At 69.9% G+C, this 8,490-nt stretch carries 8 protein-coding genes; all 8 read right to left on the bottom strand.

Going from position 1 to position 8,490, the window contains the following annotated elements; genetic code table 11:
- Nucleotides 1-165 precede the first annotated feature (165 nt).
- Nucleotides 166-1,386 carry a cytochrome P450 gene (locus ACIBQX_RS29360; RefSeq protein ID WP_397010043.1) on the bottom strand — a complete coding sequence of 407 codons (1,221 nt, stop codon included), beginning with the start codon at nucleotides 1,384-1,386 and terminating at the stop codon, nucleotides 166-168.
- Nucleotides 1,290-2,615 carry a cytochrome P450 gene (locus ACIBQX_RS29355; protein ID WP_397010041.1) on the bottom strand — a complete coding sequence of 442 codons (1,326 nt, stop codon included), beginning with the start codon at nucleotides 2,613-2,615 and terminating at the stop codon, nucleotides 1,290-1,292. The genes ACIBQX_RS29360 and ACIBQX_RS29355 overlap by 97 nt, the downstream gene beginning before the upstream one ends.
- Nucleotides 2,612-3,190 (bottom strand): GTP-binding protein, encoded by a 579-nt coding sequence (locus ACIBQX_RS29350; RefSeq protein ID WP_397010039.1) that lies wholly within the window; start codon nucleotides 3,188-3,190, stop codon nucleotides 2,612-2,614. The genes ACIBQX_RS29355 and ACIBQX_RS29350 overlap by 4 nt, the downstream gene beginning before the upstream one ends.
- Complete coding sequence (locus ACIBQX_RS29345; RefSeq protein WP_397010037.1) at nucleotides 3,171-3,521, bottom strand: DUF742 domain-containing protein; 351 nt, start codon at nucleotides 3,519-3,521, stop codon at nucleotides 3,171-3,173. The genes ACIBQX_RS29350 and ACIBQX_RS29345 overlap by 20 nt, the downstream gene beginning before the upstream one ends.
- Entirely contained in the window at nucleotides 3,518-3,973 is a 456-nt protein-coding gene (locus tag ACIBQX_RS29340) for a roadblock/LC7 domain-containing protein (RefSeq protein WP_397010035.1), read from the bottom strand. The genes ACIBQX_RS29345 and ACIBQX_RS29340 overlap by 4 nt, the downstream gene beginning before the upstream one ends.
- A gap of 7 nt (nucleotides 3,974-3,980) precedes the next feature.
- Nucleotides 3,981-5,549, bottom strand: a complete 1,569-nt coding sequence (locus tag ACIBQX_RS29335) for an ATP-binding protein (protein ID WP_397010033.1) — start codon at nucleotides 5,547-5,549, stop codon at nucleotides 3,981-3,983.
- A 348-nt stretch (nucleotides 5,550-5,897) separates the two neighbouring features.
- On the bottom strand, nucleotides 5,898-7,541 hold the full coding sequence (betA, locus tag ACIBQX_RS29330; RefSeq protein WP_397010031.1) for a choline dehydrogenase: 1,644 nt from the start codon (nucleotides 7,539-7,541) through the stop codon (nucleotides 5,898-5,900).
- Nucleotides 7,517-8,452 (bottom strand): ABC transporter substrate-binding protein, encoded by a 936-nt coding sequence (locus ACIBQX_RS29325; protein ID WP_397010029.1) that lies wholly within the window; start codon nucleotides 8,450-8,452, stop codon nucleotides 7,517-7,519. The genes betA and ACIBQX_RS29325 overlap by 25 nt, the downstream gene beginning before the upstream one ends.
- Between the last annotated feature and the right edge of the window lie 38 nt (nucleotides 8,453-8,490).

Here is an 8,490-nt window from a genome sequence, read left to right as displayed (position 1 = left end):
TAAAAGCGCGTGAACCGTACCTCTTGCGGGCCTTTCACCAGCTTCCCGGACGCGGGCGGGGGGGGGGGGGGGGGGGGGGCGGGCCCCCCCCCCCCCCCCCCGCCGCCGCCGCCCCCCCCCCCCCCCCCCCCCCCCCCCCCCCCCCCCCCCCCACGCCGGTAGAGGTCAGCGGTGCAGCATGAGCGGCAGGCTGCCCCAGCCGTGTGCGATGAAGGACGGGACGTGCGGCAGCTCGCCCTCGTCCACGGCCAGCCGGAGGTCCGGGAACCGGGCGAACAGCGCGGGCAGGGCGGCGAGCGCCTCCTGGCGGGCGAGCGGAGCTCCTATGCAGCGGTGCACGCCGATGCCGAAGGCCAGGTGCTCGTCGCGTTCCTGGGTCGGGTCGAACTGGTCAGCGTCCGGGCCGTGCTGGTCGGGGTCGTGCCCGGCCGCCAGGTAGCTGGTGATGATCGCGTCGCCCGCCTCGATCCGTACCCCGCCGATCTCGATCGGCTCGATGGCGAACCGTAGCGGCAGGTTGGCGATCGACGGCGTCCAGCGCAGTGTCTCCTCGATCACCGCATCCCAGGAGATCTCTCCCGACAGGACACGCCGGAGGTGCTCGGGGTGGGTGAGCAGGGCGTGCACCGCGTTGCCGATCAGGTTGACGGTGGTCTCGTGCCCGGCCGCGATGAGGAGCAGCAGCGTGTCGCGCAGCTCGTCGTCGCTGAGCGAGTCGCCGCTGTCGCGGACGTTGATCAGCTCGGTGGTCAGGTCGTCGCCCGGGTGCTCGCGCTTGTAGGCGACCAGGCCGGGCAGCACGGTGCCGATCTGGGCCGCCGTGGCCGCCGCCTGCTCCGGGGTGCCGGTGGTGTCCATGACGGCCTCCATCACCTGGGCCATCTCCACCCGCATGTGCTCGGGGACGCCGAACAGCTCACAGATCACCCGCATCGGCAGGGGGTGGGCGTAGGCGGTGCGGAGGTCGACGGCCTGACCCGGCGGCTGCGCGGCCATGGTGTCCAGCAGTTCCGCCACGATGCTCTCGACGATCGGCTGCATGGCCTTGGTCCGGCGCGCGGTGAAACTCGGGGCGATCAGCTTGCGCAGCCGCCGGTGCTCCTCGCCGTAGGCGCTGAGCATGCTGGACACGCCGATCCAGGTCATGAGCCACGTCCAGCCAGGCTCGGTGAGCGCCTGTGGCAGCAGCCGCCAGTGCCGCTTGTCCTTGCTCACCAGCGGATCGAGGATCAGCTGCTTGAGCAGGTCGTGCCGGGTGACCGCCCAGGCGGGGACGCCTCCGGCGAGTTCTACGAGGACCAGGGGGCCGAGGTCACGTAACCGGCGGGCCTCGCCGGGGAGGTCGGAGCCGAAGGGATCGAGGACGACGGGGGCTGGACTGCCCAAGGGGATTCTCCTGGCTGATCGGGGCGGATGGGGGTGAAGCGCACCGGCAGACGCGCCAGGGCGCGATGGAACGGGCCGGGCCGCCACGGAAGCTCTCCGCGGGGCACGGTCAGTTCGAGGTCGCACAGGTGAGAGGTCAGGCGTTCGATCGCGGTCATGGCGATGAGCACGGCCGGGTCGCTGGCCGGGCAGCGGTGCGGCCCGGCGCCGAAGCCCAGGTACGCGCCGCCGTCGGAGCGCAGCTCCTCGGGAACGTTGGTGGGCTCGGTGTTGGCCGCGGCGTAGGAGACGAGGACCAGCTCGGCCGGCTGGATCCAGGTGCCGTGGAAGTGCACGGGCTGGAGCACGAAGTACGGGCCGTAGTTCGACATGGCGGGCTCGGCGCGCAGGGCCTCCATGAGAGCGTCGTACGTGCTGAGCGCGCCGTTGGTGAGCGAGCTGTAATAGCGGTCGTCGCTGACCATCCGGGAGATCGTGTTGGAGATCAGGTTGGCCATGGGGTCGTAACTGGCGGCCGTCACCAGGACGAGGGTCTCCGCCAGCTCGTCGGGCCGCAGCGCGGCGGGATGGTCGATGAACCAGGAGACCAGGTCGTCGCCCCGCTGGGCGTGCTTGGCCTGGATCAGCTCGCCGATGTAGCGGCTGAACGCCTCGCTGCCCCGCGCGCCCCGCTCGCCGTCAGCCTCCATCAGGTCCGACAGAGCCTGGGTCAAGCCGGCGCTGTCGGAGTCGGGCCGCCCGAAGAGCAGATTGAAGATGCGGGTCGGGATGAGCCGGGCGAAGTCGGCGACCAGATCGGCCTCGCCTTGCGCGGCGAACTGGCTGATGAGCGAGTCCGAGACCTCGACCACCATCTGGCGCAGCTTGTGCGGCTGGATCTGCTCGAAGCAGTCGGAGATCACCTTCCGGAAGCGGGCGTGCTCGGCCCCGTCGGAGTACAGCGCGCTCGGCCGGCGGCCGAGCATGGCGATGGCCCCCGCGGCCTCGGGGGTGTCGGGGAGCCGCGCCTGCCAGGCGCTGGGATGCTTGCTCCAGACACCGCCGGCGTTGGTGAGCACGTCCAGGGCGGCCCGATAGCCGAGCACCAGGTGGGCCTCGATGCCCGGGGCGATCTCCACGGGCGCGACCGCGCCGTGGCGCCCGCGCAGCTCCGCGTAGAGTGCCTGCGGATCTCTGGCGTATTCCGGCCCGTACAGGCGCCCGGCGTCGGGCAGGTAGCGCAAGGTCAAGACAGCACCAGCTCTCTGACGTGCTCCACCAGCGCGATCAGCGATGCACGGGCGGAGGCGGGGTCACGGGCGTCGCACACCATCAGCGGCGTGCCTGGGTCCAGATCGAGTGCCTCGCGTACGGACTCCAGCGGGTAGTCCGGCGAGTCGGGGAAGTGGTTGACGGCCACCGCGTAGCGGATGCCGGCGTTCTCCACCAGGTCGAGGACGGCGAAGCTCTCGTCGATGCGGCGGGTGTCGGCCAGCACCAGGACGCCCAGCGCGCCGCGCACCAGCTCGTCCCACAGGACCTGGAAGCGGGTCTGCCCCGGCGCCCCGAACAGGTAGAGCACCACCCCTGGCAGGGTGAGGCGGCCGAAGTCGATCGCGGTGGTCGTGGTCGTCTTCTCGTTCACGCCGGTGAGGTCGTCGACCAGCGTGCCCGCCTCGGTGAGCACCTCTTCGGTGTTGAGGGGCTTGATCTCCGAGAGGGCACTCACGATGGTCGTCTTGCCCACGCCGAACGGCCCTGCGATGACCAGCTTGACCGGAATGTGCTCGGTGCTGACGCGGCTGTCAGAGAGCGCGGAGGCCATTGAGTACCAACTCCAAGATCTCGATGTCGGGCAGGTCGGTGGCCGGCGGATCGCGGGTCAGCAGCGTTCCGCCGCCGACCAGTCCGGCGACCAGCAACCGCACCACGCAGTACGGCAGGCCTAGGTGCGCGGCGCACTCGTACACCGACAGGGGTCCGTCCCGCAGCAGGGCCAGCAGATGCGACCCCGGAGGGTCCAGCCCGTGGGCGGCGGCGTCGGGCGAGCCGAAGACCAGGGTCGTGCGCTCGACGCTGATGTGCTCGGGCACGGTCAACCTCGCGGCGGCCATGTAGTCCGGGACGACCCGCCGCCGTTGCCGTCCGGAGGTCATGCCCGGACGCCTGGCACCCTGGCCGCGCTGGCCTCGTCGAGAGCCTTGATGAGTTTCTGCACCTGCAGTTGTACCTCGTAGGCGAGGGCGCCGATGTTGACCGCCCCGGTGGCGGCGACGACGATGGCGGCGCGGTCGCCGGCGGGGGCGATGTAGTAGTAGCCGCTCTCGGCGGAGATGACGATGTCCACCACCCCGCCGTCGGAGCCGCCGCTGAGGCCGTCGCACAGGGCGCGGGCGGCCCCCAGCACGGAGCTCGTCATGGCGGCGGCGCGTTCGCCGCTCTCGGTCGTCACGTCGGCCGAGCCGCCGAGGATCAGCCCGTCACGGCTCAGTACCACGCCTCGCGCGACTCCGGGCAGTGCCAATAGGGGCGAAAGGACCCAGGACACGTCGAGGGACAACGCGCGACCCTTGGTCCGAGGACGGCCAGAAGCGCTAGGAGTGTCCATGGAACGGTCAATTCCCTTCGGTGATGTCGTGCTGCTCGGTCGGGAGCGCTTCGCGGCGGCCCGCTTCGGCTCCGGTCTGGAAGTCTCCCCACCGCTTCTGGGCTTCCTCCGGGGTGGTGAGCAACCGGCCGTCGGAGCCCTGAGAGCCGCCTCCGGCGGGCCTGGAGCCGGACGCGGCACGTACGGGCTGGCGGCGACGCTGCGGCAGCGGCGTCAGCTCCTCCGCCGTCGGTGGCCGATGCGCCGTCGCGGGCTCGGCTTGTACGGGCTCGGCTTGTACGGAGGAGGCGACGGGCTCCGGCCGCGCGGCCGCCGTCACAGGCTCCGGCTGGGCAGCCGCGACAGGCTGGGCAGCCGCGACAGGCTGGGCGGCCGCCACGGGCTGGGCGGCCGCCACGGGCTCCGGCCGGCCGGCCGGGACCGCGGCGCGGACCGGCTCGGGAGCCAGCACCGACGGCCGGCTGTCCTCCGGCATCTCGACCAGCAGGGCGGTGGGGATGGTCAGTACGGCCTGTACGCCGCCGAAGGCGCTCTTCTTGACCGTGACCTGCACGCCGTAGTGCGCGACCTGGCGGCCGATCGCGGCCCAGCCGGTGTGGGGCGGGTTGCCCAGGTCGACCAGGCGGGTCGGCTGGGTGCCGCTCAGCAGGCGGGTGGCGCGGGCGTACTGGTCCTCGTTGAGGCCGACACCGGCGTCGTCGATGACGATGGCGGCGCCGTTGTTGGTCTCGTGTACGGCGATGGTCACCTTGAGCGTGCCGTAGGAGTGGTGGACCGCGTTGGCCAGCAGCTCGGCGGTGATGAACAGGATCGACTCCGCGGCGCGGGCGGCGACCCCGATCCGGCGGCGCAGGTGGTTGGCCGGGCCCTCGATGCGCTGCTCGAAGTTCTCCACCCGGGAGATGGCGCCCACCATCAGGTCCACCAGGTAGGTGTCGTCACGTGACAGGCCGGGCGTGGCGCCGCACGCGATGCCGGTCACCTGCACGCGACGGATGATCAGCTCGTTGAACATGTCGAGTCCCAGCACCTCGCGCAGCAGCGCCGTGTGCTCGTCGCCGCCGTAGCGCTGTTGCACACCGGCGAGCAGGTCCTGGGCGCGCAGCGCCTGGGTCTGCACGCGGGACATCGCCCCTCTGATGACCGCCTGGGCCGCTTCGTCGATGCGCTCGCCTTCGTCCCTGAGTCCGCGGGTGACCAGGTCGAGGATGGCACGGTGCTGCCTGTCGACGTCTGTGCCGGCGAGTGCGGGGCTCTGCACGCCCGGCACGATCACGTGGGGCGTGCGCAGGTGGGACAGCAGGGCGGGGATGCGCTTGGAGATCAGGTGCTCGGTCTCGGCGCGTACGAGGTCCTGCTGGGCGCGGGCCTCGCGCAGCAGCTCCGCGCTCTCCTGGGCCTGGCGCTCCGCCTGGGCCAGGCGCTGGTTGCCGGCGCTGGTCTCGCGGGTCCGATGCTCGAATTCCTGACGGGCCTGAACGAGCTGCCCACGGGCCTGGGCGAGACGGTGGCGTACGCGCATGTGGAGGAGCAGGACGCCCACGAGAGCGAGGGCGAGGACCACGGCGATGATCACTATGGGAACGCTGGAGGAGTCTGGCGGCATGACAAGTCCTGGGGTCGAGGAAAGCCGGCGGAAAGATGTCGACCGCCGGAGAGCCTGCTAGCAGCGCGTGACGGTCTCGCACAGCGTCCGGCGTGGACCGCGTCGGAGTGGACCGCGCCCTTCCGCGACGTCGGCACGGCTGGGTGCCTGGTGCGGCTCTGCCGGCGGCAGGGCGAGGCCGAGCAACATGTGCATCCTCAGTCTCAGTCGAACGACGACCAACAGGGGAACCAGTATTCCCGTTTAGTCACGATAGTCAACCGTGTGTAAGGTCATCAGTTCTTGCGGTGGCGTAGGGGTTTTCGCGTGGATCGGTGATCAGCGGCGGTAGAACTCGGCGGGCTCCGGGGTCAGGGGGGTGTTGCCGAGAATGAGGTCGGCCGACTTCTCCGCCAGCATCATGACCGGGGCGTAGATGTTGCCGTTGGTGACGTACGGCATGGCCGAGGCGTCCACCACGCGCAGGCCTTCCAGGCCGTGCACGCGTAACGTGTCCGGGTCCACGACGGACATCTCGTCCACACCCATCTTGCAGGTGCACGACGGGTGCAGGGCGGTCTCGCCGTCCTTGGCCACCCAGGCCAGGATCTCCTCGTCGGTCTCCACCGAGGGGCCGGGGGAGATCTCACCGCCGTCGAGCGCGGCCCAGGCCGGCTGGGAGAGGATCTCCCGGGTGAGCCTGATGGCCTCCACCCACTCGCGGCGGTCCTGCTCGGTGGACAGGTAGTTGAAGCGGAGCGCGGGCTTGACGCGGGGGTCCGCCGAGGTGATGCGCACCGAGCCGCGGGCGTCGGAGTACATTGGGCCGATGTGCACCTGGTAGCCGTGCCCGCCCGCGGGGGCGCTGCCGTCGTAGCGGACGGCGATCGGCAGGAAGTGGAACATCAGGTTCGGGTACGGGACGTCGTCGTTGGAGCGGATGAAGCCGCCCGCCTCGAAGTGGTTGGTGGCGCCGGGCCCGCCGCGCAGGAAGAGCCACTGCGCGCCGATGAACGGCCTTCGCCACCTGGCCAGCGACGGCTGCTGCGACACCGGCTGCGTGCAGGCGTGCTGGACGTACACCTCCAGGTGGTCCTGGAGATTGGCGCCCACGCCGGGCAGGTCGTGCACCACCTCGACGCCGAGCGGCTCCAGCAGCTCGGCGGGGCCGACGCCGGACAGCTGCAGGAGCTGGGGGGAGTTGATGGCGCCGCCGCTGACGATGACCTCGCCGGCGTCGACGCGCTCGCCGTCGCAGATCACACCGACCGCTCGGGCGCCCTCGAAGACGATCTTCTCGACGAAGGCACGGGTCCTGATGGTGAGGTTGCGGCGGTGGCGTACCGGATGGAGATAGGCGCGGGCGGCGCTCAGCCGGCGGCCGCGGTGCAGGTTGCGGTCGAAGGCGGCGAAGCCCTCCTGGCGGTAGCCGTTCACGTCGTCGGTGAGCGGGTGGCCGGCCTGCTGGACGGCCTCGAAGAACGCGTCGAACAGCGGGCCCTTGGCCGGGCCGCGTTCCAGCTTGAGCGGGCCGTCGCCGCCCCGGAAGTCTGTGCCGGGGTCGGCCAGGCAGTTCTCCATCTTCTTGAAGTACGGCAGGCAGTGCGCGTAGTCCCAGTTCTTCATGCCGGGATCGGCCGCCCAGCGCTCGTAGTCGAGCGGGTTGCCGCGCTGGAAGATCATGCCGTTGATGCTGCTGGAGCCGCCGAGGACCTTGCCGCGGGCGTGGTAGACGCGGCGGTCGTTCATGTGCGGCTCGGGCTCCGACTCGTACTTCCAGTCGTAGAACCGGTTGCCGATGGGGAACATCAGCGCGGCGGGCATGTGCACGAACACGTCCCACAGGTAGTCGGGCCGGCCCGCCTCAAGCACCAGGACCGACACCGACGGGTCGGCGCTGAGCCGGTTGGCCAGGGCGCAGCCCGCGGAGCCGCCTCCCACGATGACGTAGTCGTAGATCAACGGGGGATCCAGTCCTTCCACACGATCTCGTTCTCCTCGACCCAGCGCTTGGCGGCCTGGTCGGCGTTGAGCCTGCGGTTGATCATGTCGCTGGCGACGGCGTTCTGGTCGTCGTTGCTCCAGCTGAAGTTACGGACCAACTCGTAGGCCTTGCCGCCGGTCTCGGCGAACTTCTTACTGACGATCTTGTCGAGCAGGTAGGGAGGGTAGTCGCAGGCGACCTTGGCGGCGTCGGCGTCGCAGCCGATGGCGTAAGGCGGAAGGTTGATCTTCACCAGCTTCACCTTGGTGAACAGCCACTGCGGCTCGTAGAAATACATCAGCAGCGGGGTCTTGTTCTTGGTGGCCGCCTGGGCCGCCTTGATCAGCGCGGCTTCGCTGCCGGAGTAGACGACCTTGTAATTCAGGTTGAGGTTCCTGACGATCGCCTCGTCGTTGGTGACGAAGGTGGGATCGCCGTCCAGCACCTGTCCGCGCTCGCCGGATCTGGGGGTCCTGAAAAGGCTCGCGTACTTGTTCAGGTTCCGCCAGTTGGTGATATCCGGATATTTCTTGACCATCCACTCAGGCACGTACCAGCCGATCACCCCTTTGTTGCCGGTGAGCCCGGCGGAAAGGGCGACCTTCTTCTTCTCGATGTACTCCTCTTTGAGGTCGTTGTGGCCCCAGCTCTCGACGATGACGTCGACCTCGCCGCTCTCGAAGTCACGCCAGGATTGGTCCTCCTTGATCTCCCGCTTCACGACCTTGTAACCGAGTTCCCGTTCGAGCAGGTAAGCCAGCACGGCGGCCTGGGCCTCATAACCGGCCCACGCGTGAATGTCCATCCTGACCGTGTTGTTCGCCGCACTGGCAGAGGTGGGGGCCTCATTGGTGCAGGCCGTGAGCAGCAGGGCCAGCAGTAGGGGCCCGACGAGTGTCTTGGTTCGCATGAGAGTCTCCGCGACCGTGACCCCGCCCTGCGGCGAGG

Origin of the sequence: Nonomuraea sp. NPDC049714, assembly GCF_044465295.1 — a bacterium.
Classification (GTDB): Bacteria; Actinomycetota; Actinomycetes; order Streptosporangiales; family Streptosporangiaceae; genus Nonomuraea.
This window is presented reverse-complemented; position numbering and strand designations above follow the sequence as displayed.

What these genes read in the sequence shown, in the direction of transcription:
- ACIBQX_RS29350 (WP_397010039.1), bottom strand. Translation starts at nt 3,190, where the DNA reads ATGGCCTCCGCGCTCTCTGACAGCCGCGTCAGCACCGAGCACATTCCG.
- ACIBQX_RS29345 (WP_397010037.1), bottom strand. Translation starts at nt 3,521, where the DNA reads ATGACCTCCGGACGGCAACGGCGGCGGGTCGTCCCGGACTACATGGCC.
- ACIBQX_RS29340 (WP_397010035.1), bottom strand. Translation starts at nt 3,973, where the DNA reads ATGGACACTCCTAGCGCTTCTGGCCGTCCTCGGACCAAGGGTCGCGCG.
- ACIBQX_RS29325 (WP_397010029.1), bottom strand. Translation starts at nt 8,452, where the DNA reads ATGCGAACCAAGACACTCGTCGGGCCCCTACTGCTGGCCCTGCTGCTC.